The organism is Superficieibacter electus (genome assembly GCF_002915575.1).
GTDB classification, from domain to species: Bacteria; Pseudomonadota; Gammaproteobacteria; order Enterobacterales; family Enterobacteriaceae; genus Superficieibacter; species Superficieibacter electus.
Map to the genome: position 1 here is coordinate 38,177 of NZ_PQGD01000027.1, position 24,287 is coordinate 62,463.

26 protein-coding genes are annotated in these 24,287 nt (G+C 54.0%); 13 read left to right on the forward strand and 13 right to left on the reverse strand.

Going from position 1 to position 24,287, the window contains the following annotated elements; translation table 11 throughout:
* The 8 genes from CHU32_RS24080 (at position 1) to CHU32_RS24115 (ending at position 4,338) form a co-directional block, all read left to right on the forward strand.
* Entirely contained in the window at positions 1-855 is an 855-nt protein-coding gene (locus CHU32_RS24080; RefSeq protein WP_103678541.1) for an L-ribulose-5-phosphate 3-epimerase, read from the forward strand.
* Positions 855-1,541, forward strand: coding sequence for an L-ribulose-5-phosphate 4-epimerase (locus CHU32_RS24085; protein ID WP_103678542.1), 687 nt, complete (start codon positions 855-857; stop codon positions 1,539-1,541). The genes CHU32_RS24080 and CHU32_RS24085 overlap by 1 nt, the downstream gene beginning before the upstream one ends.
* A gap of 130 nt (positions 1,542-1,671) precedes the next feature.
* The gene (locus CHU32_RS24090; protein WP_103678543.1) at positions 1,672-2,034 is read left to right on the forward strand and encodes a hypothetical protein; all 363 of its coding nucleotides are present in this window, start codon (positions 1,672-1,674) and stop codon (positions 2,032-2,034) included.
* Between the two features lie 266 nt (positions 2,035-2,300).
* The gene (gene rpsF / locus CHU32_RS24095) at positions 2,301-2,696 is read left to right on the forward strand and encodes a 30S ribosomal protein S6 (RefSeq protein WP_049838973.1); all 396 of its coding nucleotides are present in this window, start codon (positions 2,301-2,303) and stop codon (positions 2,694-2,696) included.
* A gap of 6 nt (positions 2,697-2,702) precedes the next feature.
* Positions 2,703-3,017: a primosomal replication protein N gene (gene priB, locus CHU32_RS24100; RefSeq protein WP_103678544.1), complete on the forward strand. Its 315-nt coding sequence runs from the start codon at positions 2,703-2,705 to the stop codon at positions 3,015-3,017.
* Positions 3,018-3,021: 4 nt separating this feature from the next.
* A complete protein-coding gene (gene rpsR / locus CHU32_RS24105) occupies positions 3,022-3,249 on the forward strand; it encodes a 30S ribosomal protein S18 (protein ID WP_000135199.1) in 228 nt (75 codons plus the stop codon).
* A gap of 41 nt (positions 3,250-3,290) precedes the next feature.
* Positions 3,291-3,740: a 50S ribosomal protein L9 gene (rplI, locus tag CHU32_RS24110; protein ID WP_103678545.1), complete on the forward strand. Its 450-nt coding sequence runs from the start codon at positions 3,291-3,293 to the stop codon at positions 3,738-3,740.
* A 79-nt stretch (positions 3,741-3,819) separates the two neighbouring features.
* A complete protein-coding gene (locus tag CHU32_RS24115) occupies positions 3,820-4,338 on the forward strand; it encodes a hypothetical protein (protein ID WP_103678546.1) in 519 nt (172 codons plus the stop codon).
* Between the two features lie 6 nt (positions 4,339-4,344).
* On the opposite strand, the gene CHU32_RS24120 is transcribed toward CHU32_RS24115, so the two are convergent.
* Complete coding sequence (locus tag CHU32_RS24120; RefSeq protein WP_103678547.1) at positions 4,345-4,977, reverse strand: OapA family protein; 633 nt, start codon at positions 4,975-4,977, stop codon at positions 4,345-4,347.
* 228 nt (positions 4,978-5,205) lie between these two features.
* On the opposite strand from CHU32_RS24120, the gene bamJ reads away from it, so the two are divergent.
* Positions 5,206-5,826, forward strand: a complete 621-nt coding sequence (gene bamJ / locus CHU32_RS24125; RefSeq protein WP_103678548.1) for a BamJ family beta-barrel-assembly machinery protein — start codon at positions 5,206-5,208, stop codon at positions 5,824-5,826.
* A gap of 306 nt (positions 5,827-6,132) precedes the next feature.
* The gene (gene cycA / locus CHU32_RS24130) at positions 6,133-7,545 is read left to right on the forward strand and encodes a D-serine/D-alanine/glycine transporter (RefSeq protein WP_103678549.1); all 1,413 of its coding nucleotides are present in this window, start codon (positions 6,133-6,135) and stop codon (positions 7,543-7,545) included.
* 264 nt (positions 7,546-7,809) lie between these two features.
* Here cycA and ytfE read toward each other — a convergent pair whose 3' ends face one another.
* The 4 genes from ytfE to CHU32_RS24150 all read right to left on the reverse strand — a co-directional run bounded on the left by ytfE (position 7,810) and on the right by CHU32_RS24150 (position 11,354).
* Positions 7,810-8,472, reverse strand: a complete 663-nt coding sequence (ytfE, locus tag CHU32_RS24135; RefSeq protein WP_103678550.1) for an iron-sulfur cluster repair protein YtfE — start codon at positions 8,470-8,472, stop codon at positions 7,810-7,812.
* An 82-nt stretch (positions 8,473-8,554) separates the two neighbouring features.
* Entirely contained in the window at positions 8,555-9,526 is a 972-nt protein-coding gene (locus CHU32_RS24140) for a DMT family transporter (RefSeq protein WP_103678551.1), read from the reverse strand.
* Positions 9,527-9,599: 73 nt separating this feature from the next.
* Positions 9,600-10,424 (reverse strand): AraC family transcriptional regulator, encoded by an 825-nt coding sequence (locus tag CHU32_RS24145; RefSeq protein WP_103678552.1) that lies wholly within the window; start codon positions 10,422-10,424, stop codon positions 9,600-9,602.
* A gap of 81 nt (positions 10,425-10,505) precedes the next feature.
* Positions 10,506-11,354, reverse strand: a complete 849-nt coding sequence (locus CHU32_RS24150; RefSeq protein ID WP_103678553.1) for an SDR family oxidoreductase — start codon at positions 11,352-11,354, stop codon at positions 10,506-10,508.
* Between the two features lie 89 nt (positions 11,355-11,443).
* Between CHU32_RS24150 and CHU32_RS24155 the strand changes: the two genes are divergently transcribed.
* A complete protein-coding gene (locus CHU32_RS24155; protein ID WP_103678554.1) occupies positions 11,444-11,824 on the forward strand; it encodes a winged helix-turn-helix transcriptional regulator in 381 nt (126 codons plus the stop codon).
* Between the two features lie 710 nt (positions 11,825-12,534).
* Here CHU32_RS24155 and CHU32_RS24165 read toward each other — a convergent pair.
* A complete protein-coding gene (locus CHU32_RS24165; RefSeq protein ID WP_103678556.1) occupies positions 12,535-14,478 on the reverse strand; it encodes a bifunctional 2',3'-cyclic-nucleotide 2'-phosphodiesterase/3'-nucleotidase in 1,944 nt (647 codons plus the stop codon).
* Between the two features lie 189 nt (positions 14,479-14,667).
* Here CHU32_RS24165 and cysQ point away from each other — a divergent pair, with 189 nt between their 5' ends.
* Complete coding sequence (gene cysQ, locus CHU32_RS24170; protein ID WP_103678557.1) at positions 14,668-15,411, forward strand: 3'(2'),5'-bisphosphate nucleotidase CysQ; 744 nt, start codon at positions 14,668-14,670, stop codon at positions 15,409-15,411.
* On the opposite strand, the gene CHU32_RS24175 is transcribed toward cysQ, so the two are convergent.
* Entirely contained in the window at positions 15,401-15,958 is a 558-nt protein-coding gene (locus tag CHU32_RS24175) for a YtfJ family protein (protein WP_103678558.1), read from the reverse strand. The genes cysQ and CHU32_RS24175 overlap by 11 nt on opposite strands.
* 321 nt (positions 15,959-16,279) lie before the next feature.
* On the opposite strand from CHU32_RS24175, the gene CHU32_RS24180 reads away from it, so the two are divergent.
* Entirely contained in the window at positions 16,280-16,486 is a 207-nt protein-coding gene (locus CHU32_RS24180; protein ID WP_049838959.1) for a DUF1107 domain-containing protein, read from the forward strand.
* Positions 16,487-16,569: 83 nt separating this feature from the next.
* On the opposite strand, the gene paeA is transcribed toward CHU32_RS24180, so the two are convergent.
* The 6 genes from paeA to CHU32_RS24210 all read right to left on the reverse strand — a co-directional run bounded on the left by paeA (position 16,570) and on the right by CHU32_RS24210 (position 24,151).
* Positions 16,570-17,907, reverse strand: a complete 1,338-nt coding sequence (gene paeA / locus CHU32_RS24185) for a polyamine export protein PaeA (RefSeq protein WP_103678559.1) — start codon at positions 17,905-17,907, stop codon at positions 16,570-16,572.
* Between the two features lie 163 nt (positions 17,908-18,070).
* On the reverse strand, positions 18,071-19,618 hold the full coding sequence (locus CHU32_RS24190) for an MFS transporter (protein WP_103750943.1): 1,548 nt from the start codon (positions 19,616-19,618) through the stop codon (positions 18,071-18,073).
* Between the two features lie 79 nt (positions 19,619-19,697).
* A complete protein-coding gene (locus CHU32_RS24195) occupies positions 19,698-20,720 on the reverse strand; it encodes a Gfo/Idh/MocA family protein (protein WP_103678561.1) in 1,023 nt (340 codons plus the stop codon).
* 10 nt (positions 20,721-20,730) lie between these two features.
* Complete coding sequence (locus CHU32_RS24200) at positions 20,731-21,798, reverse strand: Gfo/Idh/MocA family protein (RefSeq protein WP_103678562.1); 1,068 nt, start codon at positions 21,796-21,798, stop codon at positions 20,731-20,733.
* On the reverse strand, positions 21,795-22,979 hold the full coding sequence (locus tag CHU32_RS24205; RefSeq protein WP_103678563.1) for a Gfo/Idh/MocA family protein: 1,185 nt from the start codon (positions 22,977-22,979) through the stop codon (positions 21,795-21,797). The genes CHU32_RS24200 and CHU32_RS24205 overlap by 4 nt, the downstream gene beginning before the upstream one ends.
* Positions 22,980-22,996: 17 nt before the next feature.
* Positions 22,997-24,151, reverse strand: coding sequence for a Gfo/Idh/MocA family protein (locus CHU32_RS24210; protein WP_103678564.1), 1,155 nt, complete (start codon positions 24,149-24,151; stop codon positions 22,997-22,999).
* Positions 24,152-24,287 lie beyond the last annotated feature (136 nt).

Below are 24,287 nucleotides of genomic sequence, written 5' to 3' on the forward strand. Positions count from 1 at the left end.
ATGCTGTCGAAACAGATCCCGCTTGGCATCTATGAAAAAGCGCTCCCCGCCGGGGAGTGCTGGCTGGAACGCCTGAATCTTGCGAAAGCGCTGGAATTTGATTTTGTTGAGATGTCCATTGATGAAACCGACGAGCGCCTTGCCCGCCTTGACTGGACGCGTGAGCAGCGGCTGGCGCTGGTTAACGCCATTGCGGAAACCGGCGTGCGCGTGCCGTCGATGTGCCTGAGCGCCCACCGTCGTTTCCCGCTTGGCAGCGAAGATGACGCGGTGCGCACGCAGGGGCTGGAGATTATGCGTAAAGCTATCCGCTTTGCCCAGGATGTCGGCATTCGCGTGATCCAGCTTGCGGGTTACGACGTCTACTATCAGCAGGCCAGTCACGAAACACGGCGTCGCTTCCGCGACGGGCTGAAAGAGAGCGTTGAGATGGCGAGCCGCGCGCAGGTGACGCTGGCGATGGAAATCATGGATTACCCGCTGATGAATTCCATCAGCAAGGCGCTGGGTTACGCGCACTATCTTAACAACCCATGGTTCCAGCTCTACCCGGATATCGGCAACCTGTCGGCGTGGGACAACGACGTGCAGATGGAGTTGCAGGCCGGAAAGGGGCATATCGTGGCGGTGCATGTTAAAGACACGAAGCCTGGCGTATTCAAAAACGTGCCGTTTGGCGAAGGTGTTGTCAATTTTGAACGCTGCTTTAAGACGCTCAAAGAAACGGGCTATTGCGGACCCTGGCTGATTGAAATGTGGAGCGAAACCGCTGACGATCCGCTACGCGAAGTGGCAAAAGCGCGCGACTGGGTAAAAGCGCGGATGGCAAGCGCAGGACTGGTGGAGGCGGCATAATGCAAAGGCTAAAACAGCAGGTATTTGAAGCTAATATGGACTTGCCGCGTTACGGGCTGGTCACCTTTACCTGGGGCAACGTCAGTGCTATCGACCGTGAACGCGGGCTGGTGGTAATTAAACCCAGCGGCGTGGCTTACGAGACCATGACAGCGGACGATATGGTGACGGTGGATCTCACCGGAAACGTCGTTGAGGGGCGCTATCGACCTTCCTCTGATACCGCCACCCATCTGGAACTTTACCGCCGCTACCCGTCACTCGGTGGCATTGTGCATACTCACTCCACCCACGCAACGGCATGGGCGCAGGCCGGGCTTGCTGTCCCGGCACTGGGTACCACCCACGCGGACTACTTCTTTGGTGACATTCCCTGCACGCGGGCGTTAAGCGAGCAAGAAGTGCAGGGTGAATATGAGCTGAATACCGGGAAGGTGATCATCGAAACGTTAGGCGACGTTGAGCCCTTGCATACGCCAGGCATTGTGGTCTATCAGCACGGACCGTTTGCCTGGGGTAAAGATGCGCACGACGCGGTACACAATGCGGTGGTGCTGGAAGAGGTGGCGAAGATGGCGTGGATTGCGCGGGGGATTAATCCGCAGCTCAACCCCATCGACAGCTATCTGATGAATAAGCATTTTATGCGTAAGCACGGTCCGAATGCCTATTACGGGCAGAAGTGAATACCCTGCTCCGGAATGTATATTCCCTTCGGGATGTTACTGGTCCGATTCCGGAGCATTCTTCAATTATTGCGTAATGAGCTCTGGAGTATAATTCCCTGACGATCTCATCAAGGAAGAATACAGCAGAATGATTATTATTTTTGGCTGGTTAAAAGAGCGTTATATCCATTGTGTTCTTCTTTCGGCCTGGTGTTTCCAGTGCTCACGGATTAAATCCTGGGCACTGGCCTATGAAAAAGAGTGGGTAACCTTTTTTGGCATCAAAACCATCCCTTTTATCTGTAAACGATTTCTGGTCTGTGAAGGCTGTGGAGATGTGATCCCCTTGACGTGGCGCGAGTGGCGAACCTGGTTTGCCTCTGGTGATGTCGCGGCCGGGCAGCACTTTATCGAACAGTATCAACTGGCACGTAAGACGGAAGTACAACGTCGGTTTTTGCTGGTAAGGCGTGAAGAATTTTATCGTAATGATGAACCGCCAGAAAAATGATGCGCTGTATAAATCAGGCCCCGCGCAGGGTTTTACTGCTGCTGGCCATTACTTTTTCTCCGTGCCTGAAGTTTAAAACGTTACTGCTCGGTTGCCGAATGGCTGTTAAGGAGCGGGCGCGAACTTTTATGCAATTCGCTTGTATTTCCTGGGTGACATCAGTATTATGACGCGTCATTTTTCAGCCGACCTTTAACACGTTCCTTGCCTCCATGGGCCTCGGCTGACCCAGACAGGAGGCTGAATAATCCGTAAGGAGCAATTCGATGCGTCATTACGAAATCGTTTTTATGGTCCATCCTGACCAGAGCGAACAGGTTCCGGGCATGATCGAGCGCTACACTGGTGCAATCACTGCAGCAGAAGGCACGATCCACCGTCTGGAAGACTGGGGCCGCCGTCAGCTGGCTTACCCGATCAACAAACTGCACAAAGCACACTACGTTCTGCTGAACGTTGAAGCGCCGCAGGAAGTGATCGATGAGCTGGAAACAAACTTCCGCTTCAACGATGCCGTTATCCGTAGCATGGTAATGCGTACTAAAAACGCGGTTACCGAAGCATCTCCGATGGTTAAAGCGAAAGACGAGCGCCGCGAGCGTCGCGATGACTTCGCAAACGAAACCGCAGATGATGCAGATGCTGGGGATTCTGAAGAGTAATTTCTGATGACCAACCGTCTGGCGCTCTCCGGCACCGTGTGCAGGACGCCCCTTCGCAAGGTCAGCCCATCAGGAATTCCTCATTGCCAGTTCGTGCTTGAGCATCGTTCTGTGCAGGAGGAAGCCGGCTTTCACCGGCAGGCATGGTGCCAGATGCCCGTTATTGTTAGCGGACACGACAACCAGGCCATTACTCACAGTATAACGGTCGGCAGCCGCATAACCGTTCAGGGGTTCATCTCTTGCCACAAGGCAAAGAACGGCCTGAGCAAAATGGTTTTGCATGCCGAGCAGATTGAATTGATAGATTCTGGAGACTAGCCATATGGCACGTTATTTCCGTCGTCGCAAGTTCTGCCGTTTCACCGCGGAAGGCGTTCAAGAGATCGACTATAAAGATATCGCTACGCTGAAAAACTACATCACCGAAAGCGGTAAGATTGTCCCGAGCCGTATCACCGGTACCCGTGCAAAATATCAGCGTCAGCTGGCACGCGCTATCAAACGCGCTCGCTACCTGTCCCTGCTGCCGTACACTGATCGTCATCAGTAATCGGTCACGGTCCATTAATACGACTTTGAGAGGATAAGGTAATGCAAGTTATTCTGCTTGATAAAGTAGCAAACCTGGGTAGCCTGGGTGATCAGGTTAACGTTAAAGCGGGCTATGCTCGTAACTTCCTGGTACCACAGGGTAAAGCTGTTCCTGCTACCAAGAAAAACGTTGAGTTTTTCGAAGGCCGTCGCGCTGAACTGGAAGCCAAACTGGCTGACGTTCTGGCTGCTGCCAATGCACGCGCTGAGAAAATCAACGCCCTGGAAACCGTTACCATCGCGTCCAAATCTGGCGACGAAGGTAAACTGTTCGGTTCCATCGGTACTCGCGACATCGCTGACGCTGTAACTGCAGCTGGCGTTGACGTGGCTAAGAGCGAAGTTCGTCTGCCGAACGGCGTTCTGCGTACCACTGGCGAGCACGAAGTGAACTTCCAGGTTCACAGCGAAGTGTTTGCTAAGCTGATCGTAAACGTGGTTGCAGAATAAGTTTTTATTCTGACACACGTGTAAAAACGCCGACCCTGGGTCGGCGTTTTGCTTTTTAATGGGATAAGGAATATCAAAGATGAAAAAATGGATTGCTATCGCACTTGTTAGTCTTACGTTCGCGGCAACGGCGCAGGACATGGCAGCTTCAGACGCTCAACTCGCTGAGTGGGGAGATGCTCTGATGCAAAATGAACAACTGGGGCCTTTCCGCCTGGATATGAGCGCAGAACAAGTCAAAAAAGCGTCCACCTGCGCGTTTCAGTACGGCGAGCAGGTTGAGGAAACCGCAACCGGACTCTTTATGGTGGACTGGACCTCGCCAGGCTGCGGCATTACGCTGGCGATGGGATCAAAAACGGCGCAAGGAAGACAAACGATTCAACGGATGTCGATGGGAGAAAAGAGTCAATTCCACACGCAGCGACATATCGGTATCGGTAGCCAGATGGCCGATGTTATGGCCGCGTACGGTCGTGAACGTAGCCCCATGTCCTCTGACGAGACCTTTATCGCAGGCAGCATTTATGGCGGCATGATTTTCAGCTTCACCAACGGTAAGGTTAGCAATATTTTCCTCGGTGCAGCGGCCGAGTAATAGCGTCTATTGCGCGCGAATAAAATTGCCGTCCGGCTGACGCGTGAACAGCGCCTGCTGCCCGTTCCCCATATCAATCGTCAGACCTGTCACCACGCCGCTGGCGTTCTGGCGGATCTTCACCATCTGGCCCGATTGCAGCGTGCTTAACGGCTTGCCTGCACCCTCTACCTTCGCCATCGCGTAAACGTCTGTCGCCGGGAGATTATGGTCGCGGAATACCTGCGCCAGCGTTTTACCGGATTCCACGCGGTAAGAACGCCATTGCTGGTCAATGCCCGGCGTCGGTTGCTGTTCTGGCGGTGGTGACTGCACCTGAGCCTGATCGTCCGGCTGCTCCTGCACCGGTTCAGGCTCAACGGGGGCCACCGCGCCTGGATCGTTTGAGGGCGTCACAAGCTGAGTTTGCATCGGTGGCTGCTGCTGGGGCGGCGGCTGGATATCCAGCTGCGCGTCCCGCACCACAGGCTGGTCTGGCGTGTCATCGCCGGACGGAAGCAGGAAGCCGATGACGACCAGCACGGCGGCAATAATAATCCCGCGACGATGCATCGGCGGGAGCGGGTCCATGAGGCGAAAGTGATCCGGGGCATGCCAGACCTTCGCCAGGGTAGATTTTACGTCAACGCGCCCGGGCATGGCTTTCCTCCTGCTCCGCATATTTTTGTCCTGTTACATCAGTATAGTTGGCTAACTGCCTGATGTACGCAGCAAAGAAGGTTTATGCGACATCAGAATGGGAAAACTCTTACTCGCATATTGTTTCTGTTTCGCGGCGATTTGTCATCATTCCTGCGACAAAGTTTTACCCGATGCGACGTGACTGTTATGCTGCCCGCTACTTAAATTGTATGAAAAGGAAAGACGATGACGACCCCGACTTTTGACACCATCGAAGCGCAGGCAAGCTACGGTATTGGTTTGCAGGTAGGCCAGCAGCTCAGCGAGTCTGGTCTGCAAGGGTTGCTGCCGGAAGCGCTGGTGGCGGGTATCGCTGATGCGCTGGAAGGCAAACATCCTGCTGTGCCGGTAGATGTTGTACACCGTGCGCTGCGTGAAATTCATGAACGTGCGGACGCGGTGCGTCGCGAGCGTTTCCAGGCCATGGCCGCAGACGGCGTGAAGTACCTGGAAGAAAACGGCGCGCGTGATGGCGTGAACAGCACCGAATCTGGTCTCCAGTTCCGCGTTATCACTCAGGGTGAAGGGGCGATCCCGGCGCGCACTGACCGCGTGCGCGTACACTACACCGGTAAACTTATCGACGGCACCGTATTTGACAGCTCGGTGGCGCGCGGCGAACCGGCTGAGTTCCCGGTTAACGGCGTGATCCCAGGCTGGATCGAAGCGCTGACCCTGATGCCAGTCGGCTCCAAATGGGAACTGACCATTCCGCAGAACCTGGCCTACGGTGAGCGTGGCGCGGGCGCGTCCATTCCGCCGTTCAGCACCCTGGTATTTGACGTCGAACTGCTGGAAATCCTGTAAGGTCGACTCGCCTCCTCATCCTTTGATGAGGAGGTCTAACAGCGCAAGATGCTTAAATCAGAAAGATACTGGTGTTTTATCTTGCAAATACATTCAGCGAGTGTATTTTTGTGAGCTGTTTATCACTATCTCAGTGATATAACACTCACTTTAAACATAAATTTAACATTAACGCCATTTGCAGGTATTCATCCCTCCGATTCTTCCCTACTATCGATGAATCCCGTAACGGGAACGTCGAATTAAGACGCACTAAAGGCCATCAGAGCCTGAACAACACAGACAGGTACACAGGAAGATAATCACATGGTAGATCAGATAAAAGCCGTGGCCGATGAACAGGCCTCCGGCGAGCAGTCTCTGCGGCGTAATCTCACAAACCGACATATCCAACTTATCGCCATTGGCGGCGCGATTGGTACCGGCCTGTTTATGGGCTCGGGGAAAACCATTAGCCTTGCCGGGCCGTCGATCATTTTTGTGTATATGATTATCGGCTTTATGCTTTTCTTCGTCATGCGGGCAATGGGCGAATTGCTGCTGTCGAATCTCGAATACAAATCCTTTAGCGATTTTGCGGCGGACCTGCTCGGCCCATGGGCCGGGTATTTTACCGGCTGGACCTACTGGTTCTGCTGGGTGGTGACCGGCATGGCGGACGTCGTGGCGATCACCGCCTATGCGCAGTTCTGGTTCCCCGGCCTGTCGGAATGGGTGGCCTCACTGGCCGTGGTTCTCTTGCTGCTGGGGCTGAACCTCGCCACCGTTAAAATGTTCGGCGAGATGGAGTTCTGGTTCGCGATGATTAAAATCGTCGCCATCGTGGCACTGATTATCGTCGGGCTGGTGATGGTGCTGATGCACTTCCAGTCGCCAACCGGCGTTGAAGCGTCTTTCACTCATTTGTGGGATAACGGTGGCTGGTTCCCGAAAGGGATCAGCGGGTTCTTTGCCGGCTTCCAGATTGCGGTCTTTGCCTTTGTAGGGATTGAACTGGTGGGGACTACGGCGGCGGAAACTAAAGATCCGGAAAAATCCCTGCCGCGCGCGATCAACTCCATCCCGCTACGTATCATCATGTTTTACGTGCTGGCGTTGATTGTGATTATGTCCGTCACACCGTGGAACTCGGTGGTGCCGAATAAAAGCCCGTTTGTGGAACTGTTCGTGCTGGTGGGACTGCCTGCGGCGGCGAGCATCATCAACTTTGTGGTGCTGACGTCGGCAGCTTCGTCGGCAAACAGCGGCGTGTTTTCGACCAGCCGGATGTTATTTGGCCTCGCACAGGACGGCGTAGCACCGAAAAGCTTCGGCAAGCTGTCAAAACGCGCGGTACCGGCTACTGGCCTGACTTTCTCCTGCATCTGCCTGCTGGGTGGCGTGGTGCTGATTTACGTTAAACCAGATGTGATTACGGCCTTTACGCTGGTGACGACGGTATCGGCGATCCTCTTTATGTTCGTCTGGACCATCATCATGTGCTCGTATCTGGTCTATCGCAAAAAGCGTCCGCATCTGCATGAACAATCGAAGTTTAAAATGCCGCTTGGCAAGCTGATGTGCTGGGTATGTATGGCGTTCTTTGTCTTTGTACTGGTACTGCTGACGCTGGAGGCCGATACCCGCGAGGCACTGCTGGTGACGCCGCTGTGGTTTGTGGTACTGGGCGTGTGTTGGCTGCTGATGGGGAAAAAGCGGCTGGCCAATTTACGTAAATAATGCCGAAAAAAGGCCGCGTATCAGGCGGCCATCTTACAGTCATCATAAGGTGCCATCCGGGTACCTTATGATGATGACAAACCTGTTTTGCTACTGTGTTAGCCGTTTTGCCGGGTGGCGGCTTCGCCTTACCCGGCCTACGGAAAACCAGCTATATCAATACGTTATTCTTAACCCGTAGGCCTGTGCAAGCGAAGCGCCGCCAGGCATCATTCCACGGTATAACGTTTTTCAACAGTCTGAGGTGCTCTCAGGCACCTTTTTTTACTCACCCGCCAGCGCACGCGGGAACAGCACGTTGTTTTCGAGGCTGATGTGCTCCATCAGATCGTCGATCATTTCGTTAATGCCGTTATACATCGCCTTCCAGGTGGTGCAGGCTTCCGGCGGCGGCGTGACGTTCTGCGTTACGTGCTTGATCACTTCCACCAGTTCTCCCGCGTCATCATGCTCGCTTTCCATCACGTTAATGGGACCTGCGGCCTGGCGGCCCATACCCTGCTTGATCATCGGAAACAGGATCTGCTCTTCTTTCATCATATGGCTGGACAGCTCATCATGCAGGGCGGTCAGATATTTGGTCAGGCCACGCGGCACGTTCGGTTTGTCGGCATGAACGCGTTCGACTTTGGTGGCCTGGAGAATTAATTCAGGAAGTTGCTCGCGGTGCCTGTCATGGTAGCGGACGATAATGTGGTCGATGATGTCCGCCAGCGGGACGACGCGCCAGTCTTTCTCAATCGGATGCTCGGCCAGTTTTGCCAGTTCAGCTTCGATAACCGCGACGTCCAGCTCCTTGCGCAGGGCGGCGCGCGCCAGCGTTTGTTTTCCGCCGCAGCAGTAATCCATATCGTATTTACGAAACAGCGCGGAAGCGCGGGGGATGGAGAGCGCCAGCTCACCTAAAGCCTGATCACGGTAGGTCATCGCAGTTACCTCATCATCAAAAATATAAGATGCATTTTAAATGCATCTTTAATGATAAGGAATACCCCTTTGGGGTAGCCCGCTAGTTTATTTTATCGCTTATACGCCGGAGGATGGGTTTTTCCGGCTTCGCCCGGACAGCCAGCACCACCCCGAGCGCGAGCAGGATGATCCCGCTGAAGGTGAGCAACGGCGGCAGGCTCTGGCGCAGCAGGAAGGTATACAGCAACCCCGCCAGCGTTTCAAAGACGATCAGCGGGCCGACAATAACCGTCGGTAATCGCTGGCTGGCCACGTTCCAGCATAGCGCACCCACCCAGGAGCAAAGGATGGCGATAACCACCATCAGGGTGATAAAGACTGCCGGGCGCGGGCCGAAGGGCAGGGCAAAAGCTGTATTATCGCCGCTCAGCCACAGGCAGGCGGCAATGTAGCCCGCCAGCGAGACCGGCAGTGTCACCAGCGCCTGTGCAGTCGCCCACATCATCGGGTTTTTATCCGGATTTTCCCGCAGCCAGCGGGCATTTCGCAGCGCGTACCATGCCCAGCACACTACCGCGACCAGCGCGAGACCGATGCCTGAAGCATAACGGCTCCAGCTGAAATCAGGCAGACCGTGCCGCAGTTCGGCAATGTTGACGCAGATAAGCCCCGCGGCAATAAACAGCAGCGCCGGAGCCAGACGCCGCCATGCCAGTTTTCCGTCGCGCTGGCTATAAAGGAGATTAGCAAAGACCGGGATCACCACCGGCAGCGTGCCGATAATCATCGTTGAAACCGGCGCACCGGTACGCTGGATGGCGCTGGCGAGGCAGGCGTAATAAATAAGATTGCCCATCATCGTCAGCGCCAGGGCGGTCAGCCAGTCGCGGCGGGTAAGCTGCATTAACCGGCCTCGTCCCAGCCAGGCCAGCGGAAGTGCAATCAGGCCCAGCGCCAGATAACGCCCCATCGATTGCAGTACCGCCGGGTACTCGGGTACGATCAGCGGCCCGACAAAAATCAATCCCCACATCAGTCCTGCCAGTAAGGCATACAGCACGCCGCTAATCATTATTGCTCCCGTTTCTCCATTAATGGGCGAGTGTAGACGACAGAGTACGCGGAATATTGTATGAGATTGCGCATCAGCGCCGGGCAACCTGCTTTTGATAGCGTACCGGCGTGATCCCGTAGCGGTGGGTAAAGGCGCGGGTAAGATGCGACTGATCGGTAAGACCGGTCGCCGCCGCCACCTGCGCGGCGGGCATGCCGTGAGTGAGAAAGTTTTTTGCCCGCCATAAGCGGATCGCCATCAGCATCTGGTGCGGCGTGACGTGAAAATGCGCTTTAAACTGGCGCTGAAAATGATACGGACTGAGCGCCACCACCTGCGCCAGTTCATCAAGGGTGATCGCGCGCGCATAGTTATCATGCAGATATTCGCGGGCGCGCTCAAAACGGTGGGCGGCCTCACGAGTAGTGGGGGAATGACGGGCAAAAGGACGGAAGGTGTCGATCAGATCCAGGAGCTGTCCCTTTTGCGCCAGCGGATCGTCGGTTTGCCACAGGTTCTGGATCAACGTACAAATCTGGCGGGAGCGTAGCGGGTCGAAGCGCGTCACGTCATCAAACCACCAGTGGCGGATGCCGGTCACTTCTTCAAGCAGGTCAGGGTCGAGATACACCATCCGGTAGCGCCAGCCGTCGGCGGTTTCCGCTTCGCCGGTATGCAGCTCATCCGGATTCATGGTGACAACCGAATTAACCGGCGCAACGTGCTGAGCACCGCGATAGCGAAAGCGTTCCGCTCCGGCTTCAATCGCACCGATGCCAAAAGCTTCGTGGGTATGCGGCTCAAAGGCATAGCGTGAAATATGGGCGTGATAAAGCTCTACGCCAGGCACCTGCGCCAGATGGCGAAAGCGGGCGCGGTCTCTCTCATCGCTGAACTGTTCGGGGACGCCTTGCACAGGGTTTCTCCACGCGGACCATCCCTTTATTATCGAAGATGGACCGCGCGGTGGCTACAAAAATTAACCAGATTATAACAATCAGAGAATGGCTTTTACGCTTTCCGCAAGCGTGGTCGTCGGACGGCCAATCAGCCTGCTCAGCGTATGGCTGTCATCAAACAAACCGCCTTTCGACGCCCCGGTGTCTGAATCTGCCAGCATATCTGCCAGTGCGGCGGGCAGGCCGACGCCTTTCAGCGCGGCGGCAAAATCGGCTTCGCTGAGGTTCTGATAAACCACGTTTTTACCGCTCTGCTTGCTCAGCTCTGCCGACAGCTGGCTCAGGGTCCAGGCGTTATCGCCTGCCAGCTCATACACCTTACCGGCATGACCCTCTTCACGGATGACTTTTGCGGCGGCGGCGGCGTAGTCAGCGCGGGTAGCGGCAGCGATTTTGCCTTCACCCGCCGCGCCGATAAACACGCCGTGCTCCAGTGCAGCCGGGGCGCTGGCCAGGTAGTTTTCGCTGTACCAGCCGTTGCGCAGCAGGGCATAAGGAATGCCGGAGGCCGCCAGCGCCTTTTCGGTGACAACATGTTCAACATGCAGCCCCAGTGGGGATTTATCGGCATGCAGCAGGCTGGTGTAGGCAATGAATTTGACGCCAGCCGCGACGGCGGCGTTAATCACATTCTGATGCTGCGTGGCGCGCTGGCCGACCTCGCTTGACGAGATCAACAGCAGTTTTTCGACGCCTTCCAGCGCGGCGGTGAATGCCGCCTGATCGCGGTAGTCCGCCTGGCGAACAATAATACCCTGCTGTTGTAGCGCTTGCGCTTTCGCCGGATTGCGCACAATTGCCACAAGCCGATTGGCCGCAACGGTTTTCAACAGGTCGTTAATCACGAGCTGGCCAAGATGGCCAGTAGCACCGGTAATTGCAATCATGGGATCTTCCTTCAGGTTTGCCTTGAGTTCAATCACGCTACCATTTAAACTTACTTTTAGTAAGTACGCACAAAAAGGTAAGTGTGAAAATGGCAAATTTAACCCTCAGTGAGCAATTGCGTAACGGCAACTTGTTTGCCGAGCAGTGCCCGTCCCGCGACGTGCTAAAACACGTCACCAGCCGCTGGGGCGTGCTGATCCTGGTGGCGCTGCGCGACGGTACCCACCGGTTCAGCGATCTGCGCCGTAAAATGGGTGGTGTCAGCGAAAAGATGCTGGCGCAGTCGCTTCAGGCGCTGGAGATGGACGGCTTTGTGAATCGGGTATCTTACCCGGTCGTACCGCCGCACGTGGAATACAGCCTGACGCCGTTAGGGGAGCAGGTGAGTGAAAAAGTGGCGGCGCTGGCCGACTGGATCGAGCTGAACCTGCCGGAGGTGCTGGCAACGCGCGATACGCGGGCGGCATGATCGGCGTGAGGTTTTTGAGCGCCTCTGCCCGGTGGCGCTGCGCTTACCGGGCCTACAGGGAGAATGGCGTGGTGTTTTAACGTATGGCGTTTTCCTGTAGGCCGGATAAGGCGCAGCCGCCATCCGGCATTGCACATGACGCGGCCTGCGCTGTACTGCCTTCCCGGTGGCGCTGCGCTTACCGGGCCTACAGGAGAATGGCGTGGTGTTTTAGCGTATGGCGTTTTCCTGTAGACCGGATAAGGCGCAGCCGCCCTCCGACATTGCACATGACGCGGCCCGCGCTGTACTGCCTTCCCGGTGGCGCTGCGCTTACCGGGCCTACGGGGAGAATGGCGTGACGTTTTAACGTATGGCGTTTTCCCTGTAGGCCGGATAAGGCGCAGCCGCCATCAGGCATTGCACATGACGCGGCCCGCGCTGTGCTGCCTTCCCGGTGGCGCTGCGCTTACCGGGCCTACGGGGAGAATGGCGTGGTGTTTTAACGTATGGCGTTTTCCTGTAGGCCGGATAAGGCGCAGCCGCCATCCGGCATTTCACATGACGCGGCCTGCGCTGTACTGCCTTCCCGGTGGCGCTGCGCTTACCGGGCTTACGGGGAGAATGGCGTGTTGTTATAGCGTATGGCGTTTTAATGTAGGCCGGATAAGGCGCAGCCGCCATCCGGCATTATCGGCTCAGGAGCAGCGATGTACGCCTGAGCCACACACCTATTTACGCAAATCCAGCTGGTAAATCGCAAAACCGATATCATCGGTGGTAACCTGATGCATCGGATACTGCGCTTTCTCCTTAATAAACGCCGCCGCTTTCTCCGATGGCGAGGTTTCAAAACGGATATCCAGCGGCGTGTCGCTGTGGATCGGTGCCAGACGCCAGTTATTGTCTGCCGCCGGATGGATTTCTCCATGCCGTTTTGATTCCGCACCAATCCACGCCGCCAGCACTGCACGGTTTTCATCCGGTGACGCAAACGCGATATGTTCATCGCCCGTCCCGGCAAACTTGCCGCCGTAAGCGCGATAGTTATTGGTGGCAACCAGGAACGTGGCGTTGGGATCGACAGGCTTGCCGTTAAACGTCAGATTTTTGATCCGTTCCGCCTGCGGGTTGATGCTCTGACATTCGCCGTCATAGCGTGCGGGCTGGGTGACATCAATCTGATAGTTCACGCCATCAATCACATCAAAATTGTAGGTGCGGAAATCATCCCAGTTAATCAGCGACTGCGGTTTGCTGCTGTGCGGATCGATTTGATTAAACTGCCCGGCGGAGCACTCCAGCCATTCCTTCACTTCCTTGCCGCTGGCTTTAACCACCACCAGCGTATTGGGATAGAGATACAAATCCGCCGCGTTACGGAAGGTCAACTGACCCTTTTCCACCTCAACATAGCTTGCCGGATCGTTTTTACGTCCGCCCGCTTTAAACGGTGCGGCGGCGGAGAGCACCGGCAGCTTCGCCAGATCCGGATCGCCCTGAATAAAATGCTCAACGTAGGCTTTCTGCGCGTTATTCACCACCTGCACTGTTGGGTCGTCCTGCACCAGCGACAGATAGCTGTACATGTTATCGGCAGATTTACCGATTGGCTTACTGACAAACTCGCGGGTGGCATCATGGTCAGCTTTTAACACGTCCACCAGTTTTTCATCTTCTGCGGCCAGCGATTTTTTCGCCGCCGCGTCATAAATTGGGCGCGCCTCTGCTTTTGCCTGAGTGACCTGCCACTTTCCGCCATCATTATTTACAACCAGATCCACTACGCCCAGATGATCGCCCCACATGCCCGGCATCACTGCGGGGATGCCGTTAAGCGTACCTTTGTTGATATCTGCGCCTTTAATACTGGCAAAATCTTTTGACGGGAACACCGCGTGGGCATGGCCGAACATAATAGCGTCTACGCCCGGCACTTCGCTGAGGTAGTAAACGGAGTTCTCTGCCATCGTTTTATACGGGTCCGCTGACAAACCGGAGTGAGCAATCACTACCACAATATCCGCGCCTTTCTCGCGCATCTCCGGAACATATTTGCGCACGGTCTCGGTGATGTCGTTGACCGTTACTTTGCCAGAAAGATTAGCCTTGTCCCAGGTCATGATCTGCGGCGGCACCACACCGATGTAGCCGATGCGCAACGTGTGACTTTCTCCCTGCTGATCTTTCACCTGCGTCTCTTTGATCAGGTACGGCGTAAACAGCGGCTTTTGCGTTTTCACATCCATTACGTTGGCGTTAACGTAGGGAAACTTCGCCCCTGCCAGCGCGTTTTGCAGGTAGTCGAGACCATAGTTAAACTCGTGATTGCCGAGGTTGCCCACCGCGTAATCCAGCGTATTGAGTGCTTTATAGACCGGGTGAATCTCGCCTTTTTTCAACCCCTTCGCCGCGGCATAATCGCCCAGCGGGCTGCCCTGAATGATGTCGCCGTTATCCACCAGCACGCTATTAGTCGCTTCGCTGCGGGCAGCATTAATCAAAGTAGCCGTGCGGACCAGTCCGAATTTTTCCGTCGGGGCGTCCTTGTAATAATCAAAATCCATCATATTGCTATGAAGATCAGTGGTTTCCATAATACGGAGATCGACCGTTGCCGCATTCACACTTGCCACGATCAACGTGGCCAGCAGCGTTACACTAAACTTAATCATCAGAGACATCCTTTTTGATCTGACACACAAAAGAAAATGTATATACGTTCTGTTGCTTACAGAAGTGTGAATCTTGCCATGTATTTTGATAACAAAAATGTAACGGTTATCACAGATGGCGAATTATTTTCGGATAGGGTATAAATAAAACAATGAGTTAATACCACTATCGTCTGAGAGAGGTGGAAAATGCTACAACAAATATGTGAGCTTGCCCGACGCGCGGGCGACGCCATTATGCAGGTCTATGACGACGTTAAACCGATTGAAGTGACCAGCAAGCAGGATGATTCTCCGGTAACCGCAGCAGACATTGCCGCCCATAACGTGATCATCGAAGGGCTACAGGCGCTCACGCCGGATATCCCGGTGCTGTCGGAAGAAGATCCGCCTGCATGGGAAGTCCGTCAGCACTGGCAACGTTTCTGGCTGGTCGATCCGCTGGATGGCACCAAAGAATTTATCAAACGTAACGGCGAGTTTACCGTCAATATCGCGCTGATTGAGCAGGGTAAACCGGTGCTGGGCGTGGTATATGCGCCGGTGCCGAAAGTGATGTACAGCGCAGCTGAAGGTAAAGCCTGGAAAGAAGAGTGCGGGGTGCGTAATCAAATTCAGGTGCGTGATGCCCGTCCGCCGCTGGTGGTGATCAGCCGCTCGCATTCTACCGATGCAGAATTGCAGGAATATCTCCAGCAGTTAGGCGAACATCAGACAACCTCTATCGGCTCCTCGTTAAAATTCTGCCTTGTTGCGGAAGGGCAGGCGCAGCTGTATCCGCGCTTCGGACCCACCAACGCCTGGGATACCGCCGCAGGCCATGCGGTCGCCGTTGCTGCCGGGGCGCACGTTCACGACTGGCAGGGGCGTACCCTTGATTACACGCCGCGTGAATCTTTCCTCAACCCCGGCTTCCGGGTGTCTATTTACTGAGTAGCTGACGCAGCAGGTTCACCACCTGCTGCACTTCCTGCTGAGTCAATGCGCCGTCTTTTGCCCAGCGCACGCGGCCTTCTTTATCCAGCACGACCACTGCCGATCCCTTTTCTTCCAGTTGCCATGCCTGGCGAGCGGCACCGTCACTATCAACAATAAACTGCGACCACGGATAGAGCTTTTTGTTGCTCTCGATGCTGCTGCGCACAAACATCGCTGAACCGGGGATGGCATCGTCGGTATTGATGATGGTAGTGGTCTGATAGTTATCGTGAGGAAAATTTGCCGCTTTAATGGCTTCGACCAGATTCGCATTCATCTCTTTCGCTGAGGTACGTCCGGCGATGTGTTGCAGCAGTCGCACTTTTCCGCTGAGCTGCGAGCTATTCCAGTTTTTATAGCTAAACTTGTCGTTACTCAGGATGAGCTCGCCACGGTCAGCAATGCCAACGGGCGGTACGCGCTGGTTATCTTTAAAGTTATGGGCAGATGCCATTATCGGCAGTATCAGGCACACAGAGGCCATCAGCGTTCGTAAAGTCATGGTGCTTCCTTTTTATGCAGGTGATCCGACCACTTACGGCGGAATGTTAATAATATGTGCTATTTTTAACCTTTTCCCGCAAACAGGGTGCCAATTTGCGGTCGAGCGCACATATTCGGGAAAAAATGAAGGCTTATACTGCCTTTGTTCAATGTCTGAAAAGAAAATTCTGATTAATTGTAATCAAACGGTAAATAAACTTATGCATGCTGTGTCTTACGGACGTTCTGGTCTATAGTCATAGGGCATTAAATTTGCGTCTTAACCAGTTGGGCCAAATGTGGCACCACAAGGGCGTAATCTTCAGCAGGAGTTAAAAGAATGAAAATTTTCCAACGCTACAACCCGCGTCAGGTGGCGAAGTACGTGAAGATCCTGTTCCGTGGACGGTTGTACATCAAGGACGTAGGTGCTTTTGAGTTTGATAAGGGTAAGATCCTTATCCCTAAGGTGAAGGACAAGCAGCATTTGTCTGTGATGTCCGAAGTCAATCGTCAGGTTTTGCATCTGCAAACTGAGATGGCGTAATCAACGTGCTATGCAGTAAAAAATATAAGCAGTAAATAAAAACGGCCCCAGAAGGGGCCGTTGATGTTTCTGGAGGTGGAGAATTACGCTGCGCCTTTCTCTTCGGCGTCCGGCAGTTTTGGCGTGAGCACCGCCGGTTTACTGTCGATGCGTGTCACCAGTAGCTGATCGATACGATAGTTGTCGATATCCACCACCTCGAATTTGTAGCCAGAGAATTTCACTGAGTCAGTGCGTTTGGGGATCTTGCGCAGCATATACATCATAAAGCCGCCAATGGTCTCGTAGTTGCCGGACTGCGGAAAATCGTCGATATCCAGCACCCGCATCACATCATCAATTGGCGTGCCGCCGTCAATCAGCCACGAGTTTTCATCACGGGCCACAATCTGTTCTTCCATCCCCTGGCCAACCAGATCGCCCATCAACGTGGTCATTACATCATTCAGAGTGATGATACCGACGACCAGCGCGTATTCGTTCATGATGACCGCAAAGTCTTCACCCGCCGTTTTAAAACTTTCCAGCGCTTCGGAGAGCGTCAGGGTATCCGGCACAATCAGCGTATTGCGAATTTGCAGGCCGCTGCTTAGCGCCAGGCTTTGATTGGCGAGCACCCGGTTAAGCAGATCTTTGGAATCAACATAGCCGATGATATGGTCGATATCTTCCTTACAGACCAGGAACTTAGAGTGCGGATGTTCCGAGACTTTTTTCTTCAGGCTCTCTTCGTCTTCGTGCAAATCAAACCACACCACGTTTTCACGCGAGGTCATGGAAGAGGGAACGGTACGGGATTCGAGTTCAAACACGTTCTCAATCAGCTCATGTTCCTGCTTACGCAGCACTCCCGCCAGCGCGCCAGCCTCGACCACCGCATAAATATCATCAGAGGTGATGTCATCTTTACGTACCATGGGTAGCTTGAACAGACGGAAGATGTTGTTTGCCATGCCGTTAAAAAACCACACCAGCGGCGTGAAGATAAACAGGCAGAAGCGCATCGGGTTGATGATGCGCAAAGCCACAGCTTCAGGCGAAATCATACCGATGCGTTTCGGGGTCAGGTCGGCAAAAAGAATAAACATGCCGGTGACGAGAGAGAAGGAGATGATAAAGCTCAGTTGCTCTGCCATTTCAGGTGAAACAAAACGGATCAGGACATTGTAAAACGCGGGTGAAAACGCAGCATCGCCAACGATACCACCGAGAATGGCGACGGCGTTAAGGCCAATCTGTACAACGGTGAAGAAGGTGCCAGGGTTCTCCTGCATTTTCAAAATGCGTTGAGCGTTGATGTTGCCGTCATCGGCAAGGAGTTTGAGTTTAATCTTTCGTGAAGCGGCAAGTGAAATCTCAGATAACGAGAAAAACGCACTCACGGCTATCAGGCAAAGTATTACTAAAATACTGTTTAACATATCTTATCCAGCCATAGGCCAGATCCTCGGAAGGGAAGTTTGAACTACACGATAACCGATCCGAAGGCACTGGATCGGTAATTTCTCGGGTAGTATAGCGTAAGGCGGGGGAGGGCTGCCAGAGGGGCAATGGCCCTGACGCAGTGGCCAGGGCAATAGAAGGTTATTTTAGCGTTGACAGTTGCGCGTCGCCGCTGAAGCGGCGACTGGCTTCACCGCCCCATACCTGGTCATATTCATAGCCTGTCAGCTGCTTAATAACCTGGCGCGTTTCGCCATCACAGTCGCGATAATCACCGCCCAGCTTACGCCGCGCCACTTCTTTGATCAGCAATTTATGCGTTTCCCGCGTGAGCCTGAATTTATAGGTAGTGTAAAAACTTACCGCCAGCAGTGCCGCGGTGGCAAAGATCATCAGGCTGATAATCGCATGCAGGGCGCTTTCCGGCTGAACGCCGTTGCCTTTCACAAAACCGGCTTCCTGCAACACGATGCCGATAATAAGAATGGCCAGTGCCACGGTACTTTTACGCGTTAGTACCATTACTCCTGCAAAAATACCTTCCCGTCGTTGTTGGGTGACCATTTCGTCAATATCCGGGATAAAACTGTAAATATTCCATGGAATATAATAAAGCCCGGCTCTGGCTGCGCCCAGAAGAATAAACACGGCGGACAGTAGCAAGGTGGGAACATTAATTTTGGTCAAAAATACTGTAAATAAAAACGCCAGCACCAGTATTATACAACTATAGGAAAGGCGCAATGCACCCGAGGGGGTAACATTAAAGCGGTTGAGTAACTGCATAAAACCAAAGGTACCGGGTACGGCGGCGAAGGCGGCAATACTTAACCAGCCGGAAACGGCGGAAGCATCCTGATTCAGACAGTAAACCACGTAATAGGTGAAAACCGAGCCGAATACGTCCATCGCGGTAAACGAAAAGATATAAATAATAATATGCAGGCGGAATGCCCGGATGCGAAACGACGACAGCAGATCCAGTACCAGATATTTCAGGTGATTAAGCAGGCCGCTACTGCGATTCACCTGCGGCTGGAAATGCCCCTCTTCCTGGACATCTTTGGCTTCCCACGTACACCACCAGGTTGTGAATACTGCTACGCAGAAAATGACGGAAAAGAGCAGGCCAGTCAGGGTATAGGTAAACGAGTTATCCTTGCCGGTAAACTGCATAATCAGCCCTGGCACTGAGACCGCCAGAAACCCTCCTAACTGCGAGCAAATCATCCGCACACCGGAGAGGCGGCTACGCTCGTTATAACGGTTGGTCATTTCTGCCGCCAGCGTTTCCCCCGGGACGAGCACCATTGCCGATAGCAGTTCGATAGAAAGATAGGTTCCGAGATAATACCAGTAACCCATATCCGTTACCCATAATAAGGCATAGAGAAACATTAACGGGGAACTGATTAATAAAAAGAACCGACGCCGGCCAAATTTTCGCCCAAGCCAGGTGTCGCCAAAATTATCGGTAATATATCCCATAATAGGGCTGAGCAACGCATCAATAACTCTGGCGATAGCGAATATCGATCCGGCTTCGAGAACCGACAGCCCGCAGTAGGTGGTATAGAAAAACAGAAGCCATGTTCCGATAATTGCGAAGGCTCCTCCGCCAAATAAATCCGTCACGCCGTAACCGATTGCCACGCCATAACCGACTCTTCTTTCAGTTGGTTTAACCATTTTTTTATTTCCAGAGTAATGTAGGGTTTATAGCACCCGGCCAGAGGTCGGGTGCGCTGTAATACTGGAATTGATAATATTATTGCGTGATGTTAATCCATTGCCTTAATTGTGAAGAGCGATAAATTGCCTCCACGATATATAAGGACTTAGCTGCTTGTTGAATATCAATATATTCGCTGTCGGCTTCATGCTGAATAGCGCGATAAAATTGCTGGATGGCCTTTTGATGACCTATTCCCCAGTAATTTTTACCGTTACCCGTGGGTGGATTGTCACTGGCGAGGGCGACCCGTTGGTCACCAGAAATCTGCCACAGCGTGTTATCTCTCAGTTGCAGCATGCCCTTTTCACCGTGGACCTCCAGCAGCAGCGGTGAGTCAGCAGTATGATTATTTGTCGCCCAGAACAGGCCGCGCGCGCCGTTATGCAGGGCAAAGGTCGCCATCGCGCTATCTTCGGTTTCGATGGTACCTGCCAGTGGGCCACTGTCGACCACTCCTTTCACGCTGTCCACGCCACCGGCAAACCATTGCATCAGATCCAGAGTATGAATCGCCTGATTAATCAGCAGGCTACCGCCTTCCGTCGCAAAGCGTCCGCGCCAGGGGCTGTCGCTGTAATACCCCCCCAAGCGAGACCAGGTGAGTACGGCTTTGATGCTGAGCATTTTGCCCAGCACATTTGACGCCAGTACCTCGCGGACGGCCAGGCTGGTAGGATTAAAACGGTTTTGATAGCACACCCCCAGGATACCCGTCGCGCGCGCCGCGGCGTCTGCTATTTCAGCCACTTCCAGGCTATTCATGCCAACCGGTTTTTCGCTAAAAACCGTCTTGCCGGCGGCCAGCGCGTCAAGGATCATTGTTTTGTGCAGGTAATGCGGGGTACAGATATGCACAACGTCAATGTTTTGATCCTGCAACATTTCCCGGTAATCCTGATAGAAATGACAGCCGTAGGACGTTGCCAGCGCTTGCCCCTTCACGATATCGGTGTCCACGATGGCACGCAGATGCGCACCCGTCGTATGCCGCAGCGCCTCAACATGACAGATATGAATGGCACCACAACCGATAATCGCGGCGTTTATCGCCCTCATGATTGGCTCCTTAGCGACCCGCGTTTGCCAGCATTTGCGCTTTGACGCACAGTTCGGCAGCTTTAAAAGCATGTGCCTGGCTCATCGCATTTTCCGTACGGTTGAGGCAGTCTTTGATCAGTTCGCCAAAGAACGGGAAGCCAACGTTGCCCGCCACCGGATAACGGAATTCCCCCGCTTTATTGACCAGATAAACCACGTCCTGCTCGCCGCGCGTGATGTCCACGTATTTGCGGATCTCAATGTACCCCTCGGTACCAAGCAGTGTCAGACGGCCGTCTCCCCAGCTTGACAGGCCATCCGGCGTGAACCAGTCGCAGCGAAAATAGCCGGTTGCCCCGTTGTCGCCAGCCATCATCGCATCGCCGAAATCCTCGAACTGCGGATACTGCGGATGATTGACGTTGCGCACCTGGCTTGCCACCACCCGCGCGTCGCTGTTGCCGGTATAAAACAGGAACTGTTCGATCTGGTGACTACCAATGTCGCAGAGAATGCCGCCAAAAAATTCTTTTTCGTAAAACCAGTCAGGACGACCCTGACCTTCACGATGTGGCCCGGTACCCAGTGTCTGAATAACGCGGCCAATGGCTCCTTCCTGTACCAGTTGCCCGGCGAAAACCGCGCTTTCGACATGCAGACGTTCGCTGTAGTAAACCGCGTATTTACGCCCGGTTTCCGCCACCTTACGCTTCGCCACCTCAAGCTGAGCGAGGGTGGTCAGCGGGGCTTTATCCGTAAAATAATCTTTTCCGGCATCCATTACTTTCAAGCCCAGCGCACAACGCTGGGAAGGAATTGCCGCGCCCGCCACTAACTGCACGCTTTGGTCATTAAGGATGGTGTCCAGTGAATCGGCGATTTTTACCTGCGGATATTGGCGAACAAAGGCATCGACTTTGGCCGGGTCAGGATCATAAACCCACTTCAGCGTCGCGCCTGCCTCAATCAGCCCGTTACACATCCCATAAATATGCCCGTGATCCAGTGCGGCAGCGGCGATAATAAAGGTACCGGCCTGTACCACCGGCTGTGGTTTACCTTTCGGGGCGTAGTTCATTCCATCATTGAGGCTCATTTGCGTGCTCCTGTATCGAGGTCTTTACCCAGCGGGATCGCGCCAACTTCACTGAAGTTTTCCACTGAGGCAGCTTTTTCGTAAAAATGGGGGGCCAGCGAGAACAGTCCGCCGGTCTGGTAGTACGGATCGTCAGTGCCAATCGGCAGCGAAACCACCTGGCGAGTAATTGACGATTTATAAATAGCGGTGATGATCTCCAGCGACCGCTTGCCCTGAAGTCCATCAATCAGCGGCGGAACAGCGTTCGTGATGGCAGTAAGGAGGTTATCAATCTGCCCGCTGTGCAGCGTCCATTTCAGGGCCGGAGTAGAGTGAAACAGATCGTTAAGGCGGTTTTCGCGCTGAACGTCATGGTCAGGTTGCGGGAAACCGTTATCCGCAGAAACGCTGGCCCAGACGTCCCACGGGGCAGAAATTCGGGCTTTATCCCCCTGAATAACGATTTTCTGATCTTCACCGTGATGCACTACCGAGGCGGTAAGCTGAGTCAGCGCGCCGCCGGGATAGCGGAAGATTGCCGCAGAGAGATCTTCCACTTCAGCGTTATCGTGGGCAACGTTGGTCATCATCGCCACGACCTCGGACGGGAAGCCCAGCATCCACTGAATGGCATCAATATGGTGAACGGCGTGATTCAGCGTGCAGCCGCCGCCCTCTTTTTCCCACGTACCGCGCCACCACAAATCGTAGTAACAGTGGCCGCGCCACCAGAAGGAGTCCACCTGTGCATGGCAGATCTTGCCGATCTCGCCGGAATCTACCGCGCTTTTCAGCCGCCAGAAAGCGTCGGTAAAGCGGTTTTGCGCGATAATCGAGAGCGTTTTGCCGCTTCGTTGTTGCGCGGCGATCATCGCGTCACACTCCGCAAGCGAGGCCGCCATGGGTTTTTCGCACAATACATGCTTTCCGGCATCGAGCGCATGGATGGTGATTTCCGCATGGACGTAGGGTGGCGTACAGACATCAACAATATCTACCGTAGCTTCAGCATCCAGCATCGCTTCGTGACTGCTATACACGGTCGCCTCGGTTAATCCGTAGCGCTGCTTTTTCTCCTCGGCTTTCTCCGGATAAATATCGACCAGCGCAACGATCCGGCAGCGGTCAGCAAACTGTAGATAGCTCTGGATATGGTTGTGAGAAATGTTACCGGTTCCCACAATGGCGACGTTTAGCATGTGTTTTTTCTCCTTCGTTACCAGCTGCCGGAGGCGTCCAGCGTGCGATTTTCGGATGTTTTTTCAACGGAGGTAGCAATTCGCTCCTGCAACAGCGACAGATAGCGGGCTTCATCAATGGGCAGATCAACCCAGTCGTCCAGCCAGGTGGAAAGATGCATAGCGTTGGACAGCGTGAGACCGTTGATCCCGTCTGTACCGGGAGCAATCAACGGCGTTCCGTGTAAAACGGCGGCGGCGAAGTTGGCGGTAATGACGTAATGCTCACTGCATTCTGCTGCAACAGGAATAGTGACTTCCCAGCACTCTGGTTCGCCAAACCCATTCTGCCAGCGGGCGTTGAATTCAGTTTCGGATTCCCGCAGTCGCCAGAAACGCAGTTTGCCTTCTTCCACCACGACCTTGCCGCGATCGCCGGCTATCTCCAGGCGATTGGTTCCCGGTGCTTCGGCAGTTGTGGTGATAAAGACGCCGGTCGCGCCGTTAGCGTATTCGGCGTAGGCGGTAACTTCGTTTTCGACTTCAATCTGGCGGTGCTTACCGAACTGGCAAAAGGCGCGGACGCGTACCGGCATGCCAACCAGCCACTGCCATAAATCGAGCTGATGCGGGTCCTGGTTGAGCAGCACGCCGCCGCCTTCTCCTTTCCATGTGGCACGCCAGCCGCCGGAGTTGTAGTAGCTCTGTGAACGATACCAGTTGGTGATGATCCAGTTTGAGCGGCGGATTTCACCGAGTTCGCCGCTATCAATTAGATCTTTCACTTTTTGATAAAGGGGATTGGGGCGCTGGTTGAACATCATGCCGAAGACCACATTGCTGTGGCGGGCGAATTCGTTCATCTCGCGAACCTGCGCGGTATAAACGCCGGCTGGTTTTTCACACAGCGTATGAATACCGTGGCGCATTGCCAGCATGGATAATTCCGGGTGCGCATAATGAGGCGTGGCAACGATGACCGCATCAATGAGACCGCTTTTCAGCATTGACTCTGCATCGCTGTAGACCGGGATTTGCTCACCGACGAGCTGGCGTATGGCTTCATGTTTAGCCGGATTGTTATCACATACGGCGGTCAGGCGGGCCTCGGGTACTTTACCGGCCAGTAAGTAACGGGTATGGACGGTGCCAATATTGCCCACCCCAATAATGCCGAAACGAACGTTTTCCATGTCACATCCTGTTATCAATGAAATTAACAATGTCTGGAAAATAGAAAAGCGCATCGTTCAGAACAAACACAATTTGTGAGAATGCTCGCAGGGCTAAGACAAAGTTGCCCTTTGCATGATGAAAGCGCTTTAAAAT

Bases quoted from the DNA above. Each gene is read 5' to 3' on its own strand.
- rplI (WP_103678545.1), top strand. From the start codon at position 3,291: ATGCAAGTTATTCTGCTTGATAAAGTAGCAAACCTGGGTAGCCTGGGT.
- CHU32_RS24090 (WP_103678543.1), top strand. From the start codon at position 1,672: ATGATTATTATTTTTGGCTGGTTAAAAGAGCGTTATATCCATTGTGTT.
- CHU32_RS24200 (WP_103678562.1), bottom strand. From the start codon at position 21,798: ATGAGCCTCAATGATGGAATGAACTACGCCCCGAAAGGTAAACCACAG.
- CHU32_RS24140 (WP_103678551.1), bottom strand. From the start codon at position 9,526: ATGATTAGCGGCGTGCTGTATGCCTTACTGGCAGGACTGATGTGGGGA.
- CHU32_RS24150 (WP_103678553.1), bottom strand. From the start codon at position 11,354: ATGATTGCAATTACCGGTGCTACTGGCCATCTTGGCCAGCTCGTGATT.
- CHU32_RS24190 (WP_103750943.1), bottom strand. From the start codon at position 19,618: ATGGTTAAACCAACTGAAAGAAGAGTCGGTTATGGCGTGGCAATCGGT.
- CHU32_RS24120 (WP_103678547.1), bottom strand. From the start codon at position 4,977: ATGCCCGGGCGCGTTGACGTAAAATCTACCCTGGCGAAGGTCTGGCAT.
- bamJ (WP_103678548.1), top strand. From the start codon at position 5,206: ATGACGACCCCGACTTTTGACACCATCGAAGCGCAGGCAAGCTACGGT.
- cysQ (WP_103678557.1), top strand. From the start codon at position 14,668: ATGCTACAACAAATATGTGAGCTTGCCCGACGCGCGGGCGACGCCATT.
- CHU32_RS24180 (WP_049838959.1), top strand. From the start codon at position 16,280: ATGAAAATTTTCCAACGCTACAACCCGCGTCAGGTGGCGAAGTACGTG.
- rpsR (WP_000135199.1), top strand. From the start codon at position 3,022: ATGGCACGTTATTTCCGTCGTCGCAAGTTCTGCCGTTTCACCGCGGAA.
- rpsF (WP_049838973.1), top strand. From the start codon at position 2,301: ATGCGTCATTACGAAATCGTTTTTATGGTCCATCCTGACCAGAGCGAA.
- CHU32_RS24115 (WP_103678546.1), top strand. From the start codon at position 3,820: ATGAAAAAATGGATTGCTATCGCACTTGTTAGTCTTACGTTCGCGGCA.
- priB (WP_103678544.1), top strand. From the start codon at position 2,703: ATGACCAACCGTCTGGCGCTCTCCGGCACCGTGTGCAGGACGCCCCTT.
- CHU32_RS24085 (WP_103678542.1), top strand. From the start codon at position 855: ATGCAAAGGCTAAAACAGCAGGTATTTGAAGCTAATATGGACTTGCCG.
- ytfE (WP_103678550.1), bottom strand. From the start codon at position 8,472: ATGACCTACCGTGATCAGGCTTTAGGTGAGCTGGCGCTCTCCATCCCC.
- cycA (WP_103678549.1), top strand. From the start codon at position 6,133: ATGGTAGATCAGATAAAAGCCGTGGCCGATGAACAGGCCTCCGGCGAG.
- CHU32_RS24155 (WP_103678554.1), top strand. From the start codon at position 11,444: ATGGCAAATTTAACCCTCAGTGAGCAATTGCGTAACGGCAACTTGTTT.
- CHU32_RS24080 (WP_103678541.1), top strand. From the start codon at position 1: ATGCTGTCGAAACAGATCCCGCTTGGCATCTATGAAAAAGCGCTCCCC.
- CHU32_RS24165 (WP_103678556.1), bottom strand. From the start codon at position 14,478: ATGATTAAGTTTAGTGTAACGCTGCTGGCCACGTTGATCGTGGCAAGT.
- CHU32_RS24175 (WP_103678558.1), bottom strand. From the start codon at position 15,958: ATGACTTTACGAACGCTGATGGCCTCTGTGTGCCTGATACTGCCGATA.
- CHU32_RS24205 (WP_103678563.1), bottom strand. From the start codon at position 22,979: ATGCTAAACGTCGCCATTGTGGGAACCGGTAACATTTCTCACAACCAT.
- CHU32_RS24195 (WP_103678561.1), bottom strand. From the start codon at position 20,720: ATGAGGGCGATAAACGCCGCGATTATCGGTTGTGGTGCCATTCATATC.
- paeA (WP_103678559.1), bottom strand. From the start codon at position 17,907: ATGTTAAACAGTATTTTAGTAATACTTTGCCTGATAGCCGTGAGTGCG.
- CHU32_RS24210 (WP_103678564.1), bottom strand. From the start codon at position 24,151: ATGGAAAACGTTCGTTTCGGCATTATTGGGGTGGGCAATATTGGCACC.